Source organism: Kitasatospora sp. MBT66 (genome assembly GCF_000710405.2).
GTDB classification, from domain to species: Bacteria; Actinomycetota; Actinomycetes; order Streptomycetales; family Streptomycetaceae; genus Kitasatospora; species Kitasatospora purpeofusca.
In genome coordinates this window covers 23,758-38,750 of the sequence record NZ_JAIY01000023.1, presented here as the reverse complement: position 1 = coordinate 38,750, position 14,993 = coordinate 23,758, and the positions used below count along the sequence as shown (strand labels likewise).

The following is a 14,993-nucleotide window of genomic DNA, read 5'->3' as shown; positions in this document are numbered from 1 at the left end:
TCCTTGCCCTGCTCGACGGTGGGCGGCTGGGCCGTCGGGGGCCGCTCCGGGTGCTGGGGCGCCTTGACGGCGGGGCCGCTGCCCGCCCCGGCGGACGGGGCGGCCGGCGCGGCCGGTGCGCCGGAGGGCGTGGCGGTGGGCGTGACGGGCGCGGCGACCGCGCTGGGGGCGGCCGGCGCGCCGCCGTCGGCCCAGGCCTGCCCGCCGGTGACGGTCGCCAGCAGGGCGGCGCCGGTCAGGGCGCAGACGGCCGTCAGCCGGGAGACGGCGGCCGACCGCCGGGCGCGGTTCGTGGTCGTACGCAGAGCCATGCGAGCTCTCCTTCATGGTGGTGACGCGGGCTCCGGCACCCTGTGGCCGGTGCGTCGTGGATGACGTTAGGAAGCCCGTGTCGCGGTCCCCGGCCGGTCGTGTCACAGCGCTTCATCGGCTGCGTAACGGTCGCCCGGCGGTCCGGCGGGGGGGGTTCGTGACACCCGTCCCGGCGACGGGAAATTCGCTGGTGGCGGCCGGTGCGGGGCTCGTAGCATCCACGCGTGACCGACAGTGAGAACGCATCCGGGACCGAGGACGGCATCGAGGCGGCGGACCGGGAGGTGTGCTGGCGGGGCCGCGGCATCGGGTTCGCGGTCGTCGACGTGGACGACGCCGAACTGCTGCAGCGCTGGCGCTCCGACCCCGTGGCCGTGCACCAGATCGGCTATTGGCCGCGTGCCCTGTCCGCCCTGCGGGAGCGGCTGGAGCGCCAGCGCGACGACAACGAGCGGGACGACTTCCTGGTCCTGCTGCCCGACGGCACCCCGATCGGCCACATCGCGCTCTTCGACCAGGACCTCGCCGACGGCACGGCGGAGATCTCGCTGCTCCTGGACGAGCGGCACCGGGGCGGGGGCCACGGCCCGGCCGCGCTGGACGCGCTGGTCGACCTCGCCTTCGGGGAGCTGCCCCTGCACCGCCTCCAGGCCGTCACCCACACCGGCAACGCCCCGGCACTCGCCGTCCTGGCCGGCGCGGGCTTCGTCCAGGAGGGTGTGCGACGCTCGGCCTGCCTGCACCGGGGCCGCCGGTACGACGCCGCGGTGCTGTCCCTGCTCCGGTCCGAGTGGGAGGCGCTGGCCCGGCCCCGGTCCTGGGAGCTCTGACCCTCCTCGACTAGGACGCGTCGGGCGTGGCCCCCGGGCCGGTGCGGGCGTGGGCCGCGAGGACGGTGTCCAGGAGCCCGGGGAAGCGGTGCTCCAGGTCGGCCGTGCGGAGGGCGGAGAAGCGGCGGTTGGCCTCCTCCCGCTGGGTGATCACGCCGGACTCGCGCAGCACCTTGAAGTGGTGGCTGAGGGTGGAGGGCGCGACGTCCACCGGGAAGGTGCCGCAGGCGCGTTCCGGCTCGGCGCGCAGCACCCGGACGATGGTCATCCGGGTGGGGTCGGCGAGCGCGTGCAGGACGTCGAGGAGGTCGATCTCCTCGGTCGCGGGGTGGGTGGGCTCCGGTCGGCGGCGGGTGCTGCGGGGCATGGTCGCCCTCCCTGATCTGCGATGTTCGACATCCATCGAAACTGCGTGGTACCACTGTCCCGCGTTCAATTTCGTAGTTCGTCGAACATCATAGTCGAGGGGACCGACAACCATGCGCGCACTGGTGATGACCGCACCCGGCGGGGCCGAGAACTCGCAGGTCCAGGAGCTCGCGACGCCCGGGCCCGGCCCCGGGCAGGTGACGGTCGACGTCGCCTTCGCCGGACTGAACTTCGTCGACGTGATGACCCGCCGGGGCGACGCCGCGTACGCCGCCGACTGGCCCTACCGGCCGGGCAAGGAGGTGGCCGGCACCGTCCGGGCGCTCGGCGAGGGCGTCACCGGACTGGCCGTCGGCGACCGGGTGGTCGCCGCACCCGTCGGCGCGGGCCTCGCCGAGGTGGTGACCGCCGAGACGGTGCTCACCGTGCCGCTCCCGGACGGCGTGGGGCTGCGCGAGGCCGCCGCCGTCCCGCTGGGGCTGGCCACCGCGCTGCTGCTGCTGACCGACGCCGGCCACTTCGCCGCCGGGGAGACCGTCCTGGTGCACTCGGCGGGCGGCGGGATCGGCCACGCCCTCGCCCAGCTCGTCCCGCTGCTCGGCGGCGGCCGGCTGATCGGCACCGTCGGCCGCCCGGACAAGGCCGCCGCCGTGCTCGCCTCCGGCTACCGGCACGCTTTCGCCCGCGACGAGGCGCTCGCGGAGGCGATCCGGACCGCCACCGACGGCCGCGGCGTGGACCTCGTACTCGACCCGCTGGGCACCGAGGCCCTGGAACTCGACCTCGCCGTGGCGGCGCCCGGGGCCCGGATCGTGCTGTTCGGCAACGCGGGCGGCGGCGCCGTCGCCGACCTGCCCCCGCTCGCCCGCCTGCTGGCGGGCAACCTGACCGTCACCGGCTTCAGCCACCGCGGCCTCGCCGCCACGGCCCCCGAGCGGCTCGCCCGGGCCGTCCGCCGGGTCGTCGGCCTGCTCGCGGACGGCGGTCTGGAGCTGCCCGTCACCGAGCTGCCCGACCTGTCCGCCGTCCCGGCCGCGCACGACGCGATGGCGGAGCGGCGGGCGACCGGCAAGTACGTGGTGCGGATCGGCGGTTGAGCCGGGACTCCGGCGTCGACCGGGCTCCGACCAGGGAGGACGCTTTCCGACCGGTTCTGACCCCGTCCTGGCCTGCCCTGTCCGATGTCGCGGAATGGACCTAGGTCGGAGGGTCCAGGGCGAGCCGAACCGCAGCCGGAGGCCCGGGCGGCGTCCGGTCCGTACGGTGGCGGTATGAGCGTCGATCTCGACAAGTACTTCGCACGCATCGGGTGGGACGGCGAACGCGCTCCCACCCTCGACACGCTCCGATCACTGCAGTACGCGCACGTGCTGGGCATCCCGTTCGAGAACATCGACGTGGTGGTCGGCACCGTGCCCTCGCTGGACCTCACCGATCTGGAGGCCAAGCTCGTCGCCGGCTCGCGCGGCGGGTACTGCTTCGAGCAGAACACCCTGTTCGCCGACGTGCTGGAGCAGCTCGGCTACCGCGTCACCCGGTACACGGGGCGGGTGCGGGTCGGCGCCCGCCCCGGGGAGATCCGGCCCCGCACCCACCTGGTGCTGGGCATCGAGGTGCCCGGGGACGGCGAGGGGCCCGGGGATGACCAGGGGCCCGGTGGCGAGGTGCCCGGGGGCCGGTACCTGGTCGACGTCGGCTTCGGCTCGATCGACGCCCTGCTGGAACCGCTGCCGATGGTCCCCGGACTCGTCCGGGAGGGCCGGGGCCGCCGGCACCGGCTGGTGCTGGAGGAGGCCGACGGCCCGGCGCCGGTGTGGGTGCTCCAGGCCCGGTCCGGGGACACCTGGATCGAGCTGGTGTCCTTCACCCTGGACGCCGCGCCGCCGCCCGACATCGGCGTCGCCAACTGGCACGTGGCCACCCACCCGCGCTCGCCGTTCCGCCGCCTGTTCGTGCAACGGACGCACGTCGACGGGCACTTGTCCCTGGACGGCACCACCCTCACCCGCACCGCGCGGGACGGCACGGTGACGGTGGAGCCGGTCGAGGGCGCGGAGGCGCTGCGGGAGCTGCTGGAGTCCGAGTTCGGCATCGCCCCGCCGCCCGGCGTCCGCCCGGAGCGGTAGCGGCTGCTGCCGACCGGGTCACCCGGTGCGGTAGGCGTCCACCAGGGTCTGGTCGAGGGTGTTGCCGTCGGTGTCGGTCAGCTCCGCCCGTAGCGAGACCGCGGTGCCCGCCACCGGGTTCGGCACCGTGACGGCACCCTCGTGGACCGGGAGCACGGTCCACGAGCGGCCGCCGTCGGCGCACATCGAGACCGCCAGCGAGCGGACGCGGCCGCCGGCGGCGGCGCCCTGCACGGTGACCGGCACCCGCAGCGGGCTCCCGGCCGGCGCGGTGCCGTCCGGGCCGAGTCCGGGCGAGAACCGGACCACGCTCACCGGCACCGGGGCCGGGCCTGGCGTCGTGGCCGAGCGGAAGGTCCACGACACGCTGACCCGGGTGGTCGCACCGGTCGCGCCCCGGCGGGCCACCGTGGCGGCCAGCCGGTACGAGGACGGGCCGGGCGGCACGGTGAAGGTCGCCCGGTCGAGCCCGCCGGACCGCGCGTGGAGCAGCGCGCCGTCGCGGTAGAGCCCGGCCCAGGCGGTGTCGAAGGACGGCGCCGTCGGCACATGGCCGTCGCCGTCGGCGAGCAGCGGGAGGTCGGCGGTGAGGGTGTCGCCGTCGCGTTCCACGCCGCCGCGGCCAGTGAGCGCGGGGCCGAAGACCGGGCTGTCGAAGGTGTGGGCGGCGGTGGTTCCGGCCCGGACGGCGATGCCGTCGACGAAGTAGCGGTTCGGGCGGCTGCCGGGCGCCGCGGGGGCCGTGTACACGAGGTCCCAGGCGCCGCGCAGGGGCGTGACGAACACGGTGGCCGTCCCCGGTACCGGCACGGACCAGGAGGCGCCGACGCTCGGCCCGGCGGCCGGTCCGAGCGTCGGCGACAGGTCGATGCCCGCGGTCCCGGCCACCGCTCCGCCGCGGTCCGGGCGGGCGAGGGCGCGGAGTTCCAGGGCGGCCAGCTCCGCCGCCGCGTAGTGGTGGGTGAGCCCGGTCAGCGCGCGGGTGCCGGAGAAGGTCCGGCCGAGGGCGTAGCCGCCGGTGCGGGTCGTCCAGTAGGAGTCGTACCACTGCCGGACCGAGCCGGCCTCGGCCTCGGGCCCGAGATGGGCGGTGCGCAGGGTCGGCGTCGCCTTGACGATGCTGGCCATCCTGGTCGCTCCCTCGTGCGTGACCTCGATGAACATCCCGGCGGTGAGGAAGGCCGCGGCGTCCGGCGGCGTGACGTCGACGGGGGCGGTGGTCCGGGCGTCGACGGTGACGGTGGTGTCGCGGTCGAGGTCCAGCCGGGGCTGGACGATCCAGTCGGTGCCGTCCGGCACCCGGTCCGTCCAGAGGCTGCTCTCCAGCAGGTAGCGGCCGCCGGGCAGCCGCACGGAGGCGGTGCCGGAGGCGTCGTGGGGCTGCTCGGACCGGCCGGCGCCGGGGCCGGAGATCCCGGTGACGGAGGTCCGGTAGCGCGTCGGCACCCGGCCGTCCCGGCCCAGGTGGCGGATCGTCAGGGTGTACGTCGCGGGCTCGGTCTCCGACCCGGTCTCCCGCTCGGTCTCCGACTCGGCGGCGAAGGCGGCGGAACCGGGGACGCGGACGGAGGCGACTGCCGCACCGCCCAGGGCGGCGGCGCCGGTCAGGACCCGGAGGACGCTCCGGCGCGGCAGGAGGGACGTAGTGGTCATGCCCTCTCCTGTCCGCCGGAGCACCGGAGTTCCCGCGGTCCGGGGCCCGCCACTCCGTTCAGCGGGTGCCGCGCGCCCCGGCGGTCAGGCTGCGGCCCAGGTCGAGCAGGCTCAGGCCGAACATCAGCACCCCCAGCGGCACGTGCAGCGCCGGGTGGTGGGTGACGCCCAGGACCACCTGGACGGAGGCGAGGACGAGGAAGCCGGTCGCGTACAGGATCGGCCGGGCCGGGCCGCCGCCGGGCCGCCAGGCCAGGACGGCGGCGAGCAGGTAGACCATCGAGGCGCCGTACATCACCCGGGCGCCCACGCTGTGCAGCGTCTCGCCGTAGGAGGTGGAGAGCAACAGGCCTGCGGTGGCGGCCTGGTAGAAGATCGCCACGGTCTGCGCGGCGATGCCGGCGCGGAGGAGCGTGAGGCTGCGGCGTGCGGGCGGGGTCGTCGTCGTGGTGGCCATGGTGCGGTCCCTCTTCCTGCCTCGCGGCGGTGGGTCGGTAGTGTCCCGCTGGTTCGACGAAACAGGTCCGCGAAGTGTGAGGCGGGCGGCGAGGAACGGGGGCGGCGCATGGGCACGGGCACGGGGTTCGACCGGGGGACGGGGTTCGGGCACGGGGCCGACGCGGCCGTCGGCGAGCGGCGGCACCTGGTCGGCCTCGCCTACCGGATGCTCGGCTCGGTGGCCGAGGCCGAGGACGCCGTGCAGGAGGCCTACGCCCGCTGGTACGCGCAGACGCCGGAGCGGCGGGCGGGGATCGCCTCGCCCGGGGCCTGGCTGACGACGGTGCTCAGCCGGGTCTGCCTGGACGTGCTGGGTTCGGCGCGGGTCCGGCGCGAGAGCTATGTCGGCGAGTGGCTGCCGGAGCCGCTGCCGGACGCGGTGGAGTGGGCGGTCGGGACGGCCGCTCCGGCCGATCCCGCCGACCGGATCACCCTGGACGAGTCGGTGGGCATGGCGTTCCTGGTGGTGCTGGAGTCGATGACCCCGGCCGAGCGGGTGGTGTTCGTGCTGCACGACGTCTTCCGCTACCCGTTCCCCGAGATCGCCGCGATCGTCGACCGGACCCCCGCCGCCTGCCGCCAGCTCGCCTCCTCGGCCCGCCGCCGGGTCGGTGCCGCGCCCGCCCCGGCGCCCGGCAGCGCCGTGGTGGTGCGGGAGTTCAGACAGGCCTGGGAGGCCAAGAACATCGGCGCCCTGGTCGGCCTCCTCGACCCGTCGGCCGTCATGGTCGCGGACGGCGGCGGTCTGGTGAGCGCGGTGGTCCGGCCGGTCGAGGGCGGCGAGCGGATCGCCCAGTACCTGGCGCAGATGGCGGAGTGGGCCCCGGGCCTGGTCCTGCTGGAACGCACCGTCAACGGCCGCCCCGGCCTGGTCGCCCAACGCGACGGCGCCACCGCGACGGTGGCGGCCCTGGACGTGGTGGACGGCCGGATCACCCGCATCTGGGCGGTCCGCAACCCGGAGAAGCTCGGCCTCTGGACGGCGGCCTGACAGCTCGGGCGGCCCGAGGTTCGGGGCGGCGGCCCGGGGCGGCGGGAGGCTCAGAGCCAGCCGTTGTGGGCAGCCTTGATGCCGGCTTCGAAACGGCTGCTGGCACCCAGGCGTGGCCCAGGTCTGTTCGAAGAAGTCGAGCAGGGCGGCGAGGATGCCGGGTGGCCTCAAGGCCCTCACCAGCGCCGTCACCGGCAACACCATGCACGTCTACGCCATCGGCTCCACCGGCAAGGTGTACACCAAGGACGCCGACTACAACACCGGCCAGTGGACCACCGGCTGGACCGAGGTCCCCGGCGGCGCCCAGAGCTGACCCCCCTCCTTCGGTGAACCCTCACGGCGTGGCTCCGGGCTCACCTGCCCGGGGCCACGCCGTCGTGGCGTGATCACGAACGGCCGGCACTCGTCCGCGCACGGACGTCGGCACGGCCCCGGCGTCGGGAAACCGATGCCGTCCGAGCACGGGAGTCCATCGACCGACAGGACCGGGCGCAGCCGTTCCCGCTCGGCGGCCGCGGGATCTCCTCCGGGTCAGCCGCAGAACTCGGCCTCGGCGAGCTTCAGTTTGCCGGTGAACCAGTCGGCGTTGGTGTTGAACGCGACGGAGTGCCGCCCGTCCCGGGTGGCCAGCGCCAGCGTCGACGAACCGTGGATGCCGCCGTCGTGGCCCCAGACGGCGACCCCGCAGGACAGCGTCCCGCCGCCGATGCCCAGCCCGCCGGGGCCCTCCGTGGTGAGCATCTCGTCCAACTCGGCCTGCGGGAGCAGCCGTCCGCGCATCAGCGCGGACAGGAAGCGGGTGAGGTCGTCGGTCGTGGAGATGATCTCCCCGGCCGCGCCGGCCGTCGACGGGTTGAGCTCGGTGGTGTCCAGGGGTGTCGGCGACCCGCCGAACAGCTTCGAGTAGCCGCGCGCGTGCGGCCGGGGCACGGCGCTGGCGGTGCCGGGCACGCTGGTGCCGCTGAGGCCCAGCGGCCGGAGGATCCGCCGCTCGATCTCCGTGCCGTACGGGTGTCCGGTCACCTCGGCCACGATCATCCCGGCCAGGATGTAGTTGGTGTTGGAGTACTCGCGCTTCGCGCCGGGCGCGAAGACCGGCGGGTGGGACACCGCGATCCGCACCAACTGCTCCGGTGTCCAGGTGTCGTAGCGACGACTGAGGAACTGCGGGGTGAACAGTACGGCCGCCATTCCGGGGTCGTCGTCGTAGGCGAACAGCCCGCTGGTGTGGTTGAGCAGCTGCCGGACGGTGATCGCCGAGCCGTCGTTCCCGTTCCCGCTCACCACGCCCGGCAGCCATCGGTCCACGGTGTCGTCGAGGTCGAGTCGCCCCTCGGCCTGGAGCTGGAGGAGCACGGTCGCGACGAACATCTTGGTCACGCTGCCGATCCGGAACCGCTCCCGGGCCGACCGGGGCTGCCCGGTCGCGGTGTCGGCGGTTCCGATCGCCGTCGTCCAACTGTCCTTTCCCGAGCGGGCGGTGGCGACCATCCCGGGGAGCCCCTCCGTCCGTACGGCGGTGTCCATCGCCGTCCTCGTCCCGCCGTGACCGCTCCCGCCGGTCACCGCAGTAACGCCGGTCGCACCGGTCGCACCGGTCCCGCCGGTCGCACCGGCCGCCGCCGGGAGCGCCGTCCCCACCACCAGTGCCGACGCCACCGCCGCCACGCCCACCCCGCGCCGAAGCGCCCGCCGCTGTGCCGCCCGCTGCCGTGCCCGCTGCCGTGTCATGCAGATCTCCTGAGGTCCGTTGCCCTCGCCCCCCGTCCCCGCGCAGGTCGACGGGCCGGGGCGCCCCGGAGTTCCGGCAGCCCGCCCATCGGCGCGCAAACCGTCCGCGTGGACGAACGGCCCCGGAGTCGAGGGGTTCGGGGTACCCCTAATGGGCCGATTCACCCCCCACAAGCATGGGATGTCGCGCCAACCAACGGCATTGCGAGGATTCGGCGCAGGGCGCCCGACTCCGGCCACGGGAGCGGACGTTGCACGCCGCACTCGACGCCCGACCCGCTCCCGCAGCAACACTCCGGGAGCACCGGACGTTCACCGATGAGCATCAAGTCCCTTGCGCAGTACGCACGTTGGCGGACAATCCGGCTCCGGCGCACTGACGCCCGACGTTCCGGAACGCCGTCTCCGCGCGGAACGGGATCCCGGCACGTCGCCACCAGAAGGAGGACCCCGTGCCACCACCCCGATTCTTCCGCCGGCCGCTGACCGCACTGCTGGCGGCGGCCGCCGCGCTCACGTGCGCGATCGCCCCGGCCGCCGCGGCCGCCCCCGGACCGACCTCCGCAGCCGCCGAACTGCCGCGGCTGCGCTCGCTGTACGTCGCGATGCCGGACGGTGTCCGGATCGCCGTCGACGTCTGGCTGCCGGCCGGCACCACCCCCGGCAAGCGACTGCCCACCGTCCTGGAGACCGAACGGTACTGGCGCTCCCGCGAGCACCCCGGCGGGCCCGAGAACGACCCCCGGGCCGGGAAGGCGAGCGGCTGGAACGACCGCGGCTACGCCTACGTCGTGACCGACCTGCGCGGCACCGGCGCCTCGTTCGGCACCCTCCGGGCCGAACTCAGCACCACCCTGATCAACGACAGCGGCTCGCTCGCCGACTGGATCGCCGCCCAGCCGTGGTCCAACGGCCGGGTCGGGACGACCGGCGTCTCCTACGGCGGCGACACCGCGATGCTCGCCCTCGGCCTGCGCAACCACCACATCACCGCCGCCGCGCCGAACTCCTACGACTTCGACCCCTACGAGGACCTGGTCCGCCCCGGCGGGCTGCTGATCGAGCCGCGGGTCGCCGTCTACGGCATGCTGCTGCGGATCCTCGACCGGACCGGCGGCACCACCTGCGCGACCAGCGACGAGACCCGGCGGCTCTGCGACGAGTACGGGCTGACCGGCACCGCGCCCAAGCCCGTCGACGGTCCGGACGGCCCCGCGCTGCGCGACGCCGCCCGCGCCGAGCACGCCGGGAACGCCAACCTCGTCGACTTCGCCCGCGACGGCGCGCACCGGGACTACGCCAACGGCCCGCAGAGCTGGGAGGTCACCGGCGTGGCACCGCGGAGCCGCGCCATCGAGGCGGGCGGCGTCCCGGTCCTGACCGACGCCGGCTGGCTGGACGCGGGCACGCCCAACGGCGTGCTGTCCCAGTTCACCGGCCTGTCGAACACCCAGGAGAGCTGGATCGGCCCCTGGAACCACGGCCAGGGGTACCTCGCCGACCCGTTCCTGCCCAGCCGCCCGCTCACCGGAGCAGAACGCCGGGAGATCGGCGAGCGCACCGTCGCGTTCTTCGACCGCTACGTCAAGCACCATGAACGCCCGGACGGCGAGCGGCTCGTGCACTACTACACCCTCAACGAGGGCACCTGGCGGACCACCGACCGCTGGCCGGTCCCCGGCACGACGAACCGGCGGCTCTACCTCGCCGACGGCAACACCCTCGACCGGAAGCCGCAGCCGCCGGCCCCCGGCCGGCCCGACAGCGACCCGCTGACCCTCGCCCCCACCGCCGGCACCGGCCCGCTCGACCGCTGGAACACCAACCTCAGCGGCGACCCGGTCAGTTACCCCGACCGGGCCGCCGTCGACCGCGAGTTGCTCAGCTACACCAGCCCGCCCGTCCCGCAGGACACCCGGGTGACCGGCCTCGGCCGGGTGACCCTCGACGTGACGGGCGTCAGCGGCGCGAGCGACGGCGCGTTGCACGTCTACCTGGAGGACGTCGCCCCGGACGGCCGTGTCACCTACATCACCGAAGGCCAACTCGCCCTCGCCGACCGGGCCGTGTCCTCCCGCTGGAGCAACCCCGACTGGCGCCGGCTGCGCACCCCGCGCACCTTCGCGGCCGCCGACTCCACCCCGTTCCCGCAGGGCACGCCCCAGCGCGTCACCCTCGACCTCCAGCCGACCTCGGTGCTCTTCAAGGCCGGTGACCGGATCCGGCTCACCGTCGCCGCCGCCAACCCCGACTCCTTCGAACTGCGGCCCGCCGACGGCAGGGCCGCCTACACCATCGGCCACGGCGCCGTCCGGCCCTCCTACGTCGACCTGCCGGTGGTCGGCTGAGCGCCCGCGCCCCGGCGGCGCCGCACAACACAGCACCGGGCCCCGGGCCGTCGGCGCACCCCGCGCCGGCGGCCCGTCCGGTCTGCGCAGGCCGCCCCCGGCCACGGGTGCGGAAGCCCGCGCGGAAGATAACGAATCCATCACGACCGAAGATCGCGTGCAGCAGCCGCGGACCGGGCTCCGTCAGGTAGGGCGGGGGGAGCCAAGGAGGCTTCGGGAGGGGCGAAGATGCTCGACAGAGACCGGCCGGACGACCATGCGAAGCGCTGACGTCCCAGCCTTCACGGCATTCGTGCATGCACGCTCCTCGGCCCTCTTCAGGACCGCGCTGCTGCTCACCGGCGAACGTCATGTGGCCGACGACCTGGTGCAGTCCACGCTGGAACAGGTCTGTCGGCACTGGCGAAAGATCCGCTCCGCCGACGCGCCGGAGGCCTACGCCCGCCGGATCCTGGTGAACCTCGCCAACGACCGCTGGCGCAAGCTGCGCGGACACAAGGAAGTACCCCTGGACGACGGCGTCGAGGACGGGTTCGTCGATCCGTACAAAGGGCTGGTGGTCCGCGACGCGTTGATGCGCGAGCTGCAGTCCCTTCCGATCGGCATGCGCACCGTCCTGGTGCTGCGGTACTTCGAGGACCTCGACGACGCGGAGATCGGCCACCTGATGAACATCTCGGCCGGCTCGGTCCGGTCCCAGGTGGCCCGGGGCCTGTCGAAACTCAGGTCGACCGTCGACGCCCAGGCAGTGCACTCACGTTCCGGAGGGGCGGCATGAAGGACCACGAGCTGGAGCAGGAGCTGGCCGCGGCCATGCGCGACCGTTCGCGGCAGGAGCCGCCGTACAGCTACGACGTCGACGGCCTCATCGGGTCGGTACGGCGGCGCCGCCGGCGCCTGCAGGCGGGTGCGGCGGCAGCCGTGGCGATCGTGGCCCTGGGCGCGGGATTCCTGTCCCGGCCCGATCACGACCGCGTCTCGCTGCCCGTCCAGGCACCGACCGCGTCGAGTGTCGTGCTGCCGCCCTCGCCCACCGCTTCGACATCGGCCTCGGCCTCCGCTTCGGCTTCGGCTTCCGCCTCCACCTCGACTGCGGCATCGGCCCCGAAACCGGCCGACCCGGCCCGAACGACGAACACCCTGTTCCTCGCCGCCCTGCGCTACCAGAACCCGGCCACCCGCTCCCAGGTGGACCCGGTGGAGGTGGCGGCCCTGTTCGCCGACGAGTCGGCGTACCGACGGATCTGGGGCGCCGACTCCACCGGCGTGACCTGCGGTTCCTCGGTCGACGGCGTGCTGGCGGCGGGCGAGGTACTGCTGTACCAGGGGGTCGAACGGCTCGACCGGGCACCCGCCCCGACCTTCGACGGGTCCACGGGGAAGGTGACCGACCTGACCTGCCGAACGGTCGCCGGCGGCAGCAAGGTCGGCGACCCCACGGTCTCCGGCTTCTACGGCGGGCTGGTGACGGCCGCCAAGTCCGGTGACTCCACGGCGATGTCGAGGCTCGGGAGACAGTTCGTGACCGCGAACCTCCGCTCCGCCCAGGGCCCGACCGCCGGGACCTGCTCCTCCACCACTCCCCCGTTCTGGCTCGCCGACAACCCCTCGTCCGGAACTCTCACCCACGGATGGACCGTGAACCTCGGCGGCCCGTACGACTTCCCGATCGAGATCGACGAGAACGCGAAGGTCGCCACAGCCTGCGGCAAGTGAGCCGCACCGGCCGCCCCTGAGGCCGACGACACCGGACCGCGCCCGCACGGCGGCGCGTCCGGCAATTCCTGCACGTCTTTGACCGCCCTCGGCCGCCCTCGGCTGCCCCGGGCCGCCAACAGGCGATGTCCGCATGCCCGGACATCGGAGAGCGAGTACCCGTATGAAGCACCGGACAGCCTTCGCCATTCCCGTACTCGTGGGCGCCGCGATGGTCGCCCACGTCCTGACCCCGACCTCGGGCCCCGCCGAGGGAGCTCCTGTCCCTGCGCTGCCGACGGCAGCCCCGGCAAGCCCGTCGGCGCCGGCCACACTCTCCGAACCGGCGCCTCCCACCACGGGGACGACAACGCCGGAACAGGCCGTACGTCTCGCGCTCGACGGACTCGGCACGCACCGGGGCCGGTACGCCCTCGCCGTCGAGGACCTCACCTCGGGCCGCTCGGCCGCCTACGGCTCGCCCACTTCGTCCACCGAGACCTTCACCTCCGCGAGCATCGTCAAGGTCGACATCCTGGCCGCCCTGCTGCTTCGGGCGCAGGACCGTGGAGCGCAACTCAGCCCCGCCCAGCGGCAACTGGCCTCCGACATGATCCGCGCCAGCGACAACGACGCGGCGCAGAAGCTCTGGGCCGAGATAGGCGGGCGCCAAGGTCTGGACGCCGCCAACGCCCGACTCGGGCTCTCCTCGGCGCACGCCGGGCAAAGGGTGCCCTGGGGACTGACCCGGACCACGGCTCGTGACCAGATCGCCCTCCTGAAGGCCGTGTTCACCAAGAACTCCCCCTTGAACGCCGCCTCCCGGTCGTACCTGCGGACCCTCATGAGCACTGTCAATGAGGGACAGAACTGGGGTGTCGGCGCCGCAGGAGCACCCGGCGTCCCGCCCGTGCTCAAGAACGGCTGGCTCCCGGACGGGACGACTCACCTGTGGTCCGTCAACAGCGTGGGCATCGTCGAACGCGAGGGCCACAGCCTGCTCGCCGTCGTCCTCACCGACGGCCAGCCCACCCAGGAGACCGGCATCACCCTCGTCGAGCGGGTCGCGGCGGCTGCGGTCGAGGCCCTGGTGCGAACGCCGTGAGCAACCTCTCGTCCGATGGACGCCCCCGGCGGCGGCCGGACCAGGACGGTGTTCCTCCCCACCAGCAGGGGAGGAACACCGAAAGGTCCTGGACGAGTTTGCCGATCAGGCTCGCGTGGAGCACTTCGGAGGGCAATGGTCACATTCTGTGGATGACGACGTGGCTGGATGAGTGGTCCGAGTTCCTGTCGTCCTGCGGTGGCGGTCGGCAGTCGGCCGGGCATGCGAGGCTGGGCTCATGTTGATCGCGATGGCCGGGCTGCCCGGGGCGGGGAAGAGCTCGATCGCCGAGGGGCTGGGGCGGCAACTGGGCGCTCCCGTTGTGTCGGTGGATCCGATCGAGGCCGCGATGTGGCGTGCCGGGGTGGCACGCAGTCAGCCGACCGGCCTTGCCGCGTACGTCGTGGCCGAGGCCGTGGCGGACGGTGTGCTGGCCCTGGGCCAGACGGTGATCGTCGATGCGGTCAACGCGGTGGAGGAGGCGCGGGCGCAGTGGCGGTCGCTGGCGTCTCGTCGTGGAGTGCCGGTGGTGTTCACCGAGGTGGTGTGTTCGGATCCGGCGGTGCATCGCCGGCGGCTCGAGGGCCGGTCGCGGGAGATCGACGGCTTCCACGAGCCGACGTGGGAGTCGGTGGAGCGGAGGCGGGGAGAGTTCGCTCCGTGGGTCGATGACCGACTGGTGCTGGACAGCGTGATGGACCTGTCACAGAACATTGCGACAGCCGTGGGGTTCCTGACCGCGGCGTCCTGACCTGTGGTTTCTCAGGCGGGCTCCGCCACCGCCGGCTACTGCTGCTGGCGGGGCAGGGCGATCCGGTCGATCAGCTCCTGCCGGACCACCACGCTGCGGCTGACGGTGTCCGCCCAGGTCTGGCGCCGCACGTGCGTGACCGGGCGCACGAAGCCGGCGAACCCGGGCAGCGCGTGCAGGGAGGCCGCGCCGGATGGCCCGGGCCGGACCGATCGGCGCGCCGGTGTCCTCGTCCACCAGCACGATCCCCACCAGGGACCACGGGTGCTTGATCAACGCCGCGCACCCCCTGGACGTCCTGCCGCACCCGGGGCGCGGTCCCGCCGAAGTCAGTACCGGCGGGAGCGCCACCGTCCTGATCGTGCGGGGTCCCTCACTCCTTCGCTGCGTCTGATACTCCTTCGCTGCGTCTGACAGCTCACGGGCGCCGCTCGGGCGGCTCGGGGCGGCGGCGGCGCGCCTGGAGCGCGCCTCGCAGGCCGGGCAGGTCGGCGAGGGTGATCTGCTCGGCGAGGCGGGCCAGGAGTCGGCGCAGGGTGCGTTCGTCGCGGTCGTGGACCGCTTCGGCGAGCGCCGCGAGC

14 protein-coding genes and 1 pseudogene are annotated in these 14,993 nt (G+C 74.1%); 10 read left to right on the top strand and 5 right to left on the bottom strand.

Features of this window, described 5'->3' with window-relative positions:
* Positions 1-311, bottom strand: a pseudogene (locus BI06_RS52805) (lipase chaperone); the annotation flags it as partial.
* Between the two features lie 225 nt (positions 312-536).
* Between BI06_RS52805 and BI06_RS44150 the strand changes: the two are divergent.
* Positions 537-1,142, top strand: a complete 606-nt coding sequence (locus BI06_RS44150; protein WP_030398544.1) for a GNAT family N-acetyltransferase — start codon at positions 537-539, stop codon at positions 1,140-1,142.
* A 10-nt stretch (positions 1,143-1,152) separates the two neighbouring features.
* On the opposite strand, the gene BI06_RS44145 is transcribed toward BI06_RS44150, so the two are convergent.
* A complete protein-coding gene (locus tag BI06_RS44145) occupies positions 1,153-1,509 on the bottom strand; it encodes a helix-turn-helix transcriptional regulator (RefSeq protein WP_043478559.1) in 357 nt (118 codons plus the stop codon).
* Positions 1,510-1,621: 112 nt separating this feature from the next.
* Here BI06_RS44145 and BI06_RS44140 point away from each other — a divergent pair, with 112 nt between their 5' ends.
* Positions 1,622-2,608, top strand: coding sequence for a zinc-binding dehydrogenase (locus tag BI06_RS44140; protein WP_043478556.1), 987 nt, complete (start codon positions 1,622-1,624; stop codon positions 2,606-2,608).
* A 174-nt stretch (positions 2,609-2,782) separates the two neighbouring features.
* Positions 2,783-3,637: an arylamine N-acetyltransferase gene (locus BI06_RS44135; RefSeq protein WP_030398541.1), complete on the top strand. Its 855-nt coding sequence runs from the start codon at positions 2,783-2,785 to the stop codon at positions 3,635-3,637.
* An 18-nt stretch (positions 3,638-3,655) separates the two neighbouring features.
* Here BI06_RS44135 and BI06_RS44130 read toward each other — a convergent pair whose 3' ends face one another.
* Both BI06_RS44130 and BI06_RS44125 read right to left on the bottom strand, forming a co-directional pair.
* Positions 3,656-5,290: a hypothetical protein gene (locus BI06_RS44130; protein ID WP_051743046.1), complete on the bottom strand. Its 1,635-nt coding sequence runs from the start codon at positions 5,288-5,290 to the stop codon at positions 3,656-3,658.
* Between the two features lie 58 nt (positions 5,291-5,348).
* The gene (locus BI06_RS44125; RefSeq protein WP_030398539.1) at positions 5,349-5,747 is read right to left on the bottom strand and encodes a hypothetical protein; all 399 of its coding nucleotides are present in this window, start codon (positions 5,745-5,747) and stop codon (positions 5,349-5,351) included.
* Between the two features lie 108 nt (positions 5,748-5,855).
* Between BI06_RS44125 and sigJ the strand changes: the two genes are divergently transcribed.
* Both sigJ and BI06_RS52130 read left to right on the top strand, forming a co-directional pair.
* Positions 5,856-6,779 (top strand): RNA polymerase sigma factor SigJ, encoded by a 924-nt coding sequence (gene sigJ / locus BI06_RS44120; protein WP_043478553.1) that lies wholly within the window; start codon positions 5,856-5,858, stop codon positions 6,777-6,779.
* A gap of 154 nt (positions 6,780-6,933) precedes the next feature.
* Complete coding sequence (locus BI06_RS52130) at positions 6,934-7,095, top strand: hypothetical protein (RefSeq protein ID WP_157855493.1); 162 nt, start codon at positions 6,934-6,936, stop codon at positions 7,093-7,095.
* A 218-nt stretch (positions 7,096-7,313) separates the two neighbouring features.
* On the opposite strand, the gene BI06_RS44115 is transcribed toward BI06_RS52130, so the two are convergent.
* Positions 7,314-8,309, bottom strand: a complete 996-nt coding sequence (locus BI06_RS44115) for a serine hydrolase (RefSeq protein ID WP_233290554.1) — start codon at positions 8,307-8,309, stop codon at positions 7,314-7,316.
* A 656-nt stretch (positions 8,310-8,965) separates the two neighbouring features.
* Here BI06_RS44115 and BI06_RS44110 point away from each other — a divergent pair.
* From BI06_RS44110 to BI06_RS44090, 5 genes are all read left to right on the top strand, one after another.
* A complete protein-coding gene (locus BI06_RS44110) occupies positions 8,966-10,861 on the top strand; it encodes a CocE/NonD family hydrolase (RefSeq protein WP_082559100.1) in 1,896 nt (631 codons plus the stop codon).
* A 292-nt stretch (positions 10,862-11,153) separates the two neighbouring features.
* Positions 11,154-11,639 (top strand): SigE family RNA polymerase sigma factor, encoded by a 486-nt coding sequence (locus BI06_RS44105; RefSeq protein WP_037783018.1) that lies wholly within the window; start codon positions 11,154-11,156, stop codon positions 11,637-11,639.
* Positions 11,636-12,577, top strand: a complete 942-nt coding sequence (locus BI06_RS44100) for a hypothetical protein (protein ID WP_051743044.1) — start codon at positions 11,636-11,638, stop codon at positions 12,575-12,577. Before BI06_RS44105 ends, BI06_RS44100 begins: the two co-directional genes overlap by 4 nt.
* Positions 12,578-12,740: 163 nt before the next feature.
* Positions 12,741-13,661, top strand: coding sequence for a serine hydrolase (locus BI06_RS44095; RefSeq protein ID WP_051743043.1), 921 nt, complete (start codon positions 12,741-12,743; stop codon positions 13,659-13,661).
* A 238-nt stretch (positions 13,662-13,899) separates the two neighbouring features.
* Positions 13,900-14,412 (top strand): ATP-binding protein, encoded by a 513-nt coding sequence (locus BI06_RS44090; RefSeq protein WP_043478550.1) that lies wholly within the window; start codon positions 13,900-13,902, stop codon positions 14,410-14,412.
* Positions 14,413-14,993 lie beyond the last annotated feature (581 nt).

Bases quoted from the DNA above. Each gene is read 5' to 3' on its own strand.
- BI06_RS44090 (WP_043478550.1), top strand. From the start codon at position 13,900: ATGTTGATCGCGATGGCCGGGCTGCCCGGGGCGGGGAAGAGCTCGATC.
- BI06_RS44115 (WP_233290554.1), bottom strand. From the start codon at position 8,309: ATGGACACCGCCGTACGGACGGAGGGGCTCCCCGGGATGGTCGCCACC.
- sigJ (WP_043478553.1), top strand. From the start codon at position 5,856: ATGGGCACGGGCACGGGGTTCGACCGGGGGACGGGGTTCGGGCACGGG.
- BI06_RS44130 (WP_051743046.1), bottom strand. From the start codon at position 5,290: ATGACCACTACGTCCCTCCTGCCGCGCCGGAGCGTCCTCCGGGTCCTG.
- BI06_RS44095 (WP_051743043.1), top strand. From the start codon at position 12,741: ATGAAGCACCGGACAGCCTTCGCCATTCCCGTACTCGTGGGCGCCGCG.
- BI06_RS52130 (WP_157855493.1), top strand. From the start codon at position 6,934: ATGCCGGGTGGCCTCAAGGCCCTCACCAGCGCCGTCACCGGCAACACC.
- BI06_RS44125 (WP_030398539.1), bottom strand. From the start codon at position 5,747: ATGGCCACCACGACGACGACCCCGCCCGCACGCCGCAGCCTCACGCTC.
- BI06_RS44100 (WP_051743044.1), top strand. From the start codon at position 11,636: ATGAAGGACCACGAGCTGGAGCAGGAGCTGGCCGCGGCCATGCGCGAC.
- BI06_RS44140 (WP_043478556.1), top strand. From the start codon at position 1,622: ATGCGCGCACTGGTGATGACCGCACCCGGCGGGGCCGAGAACTCGCAG.
- BI06_RS44145 (WP_043478559.1), bottom strand. From the start codon at position 1,509: ATGCCCCGCAGCACCCGCCGCCGACCGGAGCCCACCCACCCCGCGACC.
- BI06_RS44135 (WP_030398541.1), top strand. From the start codon at position 2,783: ATGAGCGTCGATCTCGACAAGTACTTCGCACGCATCGGGTGGGACGGC.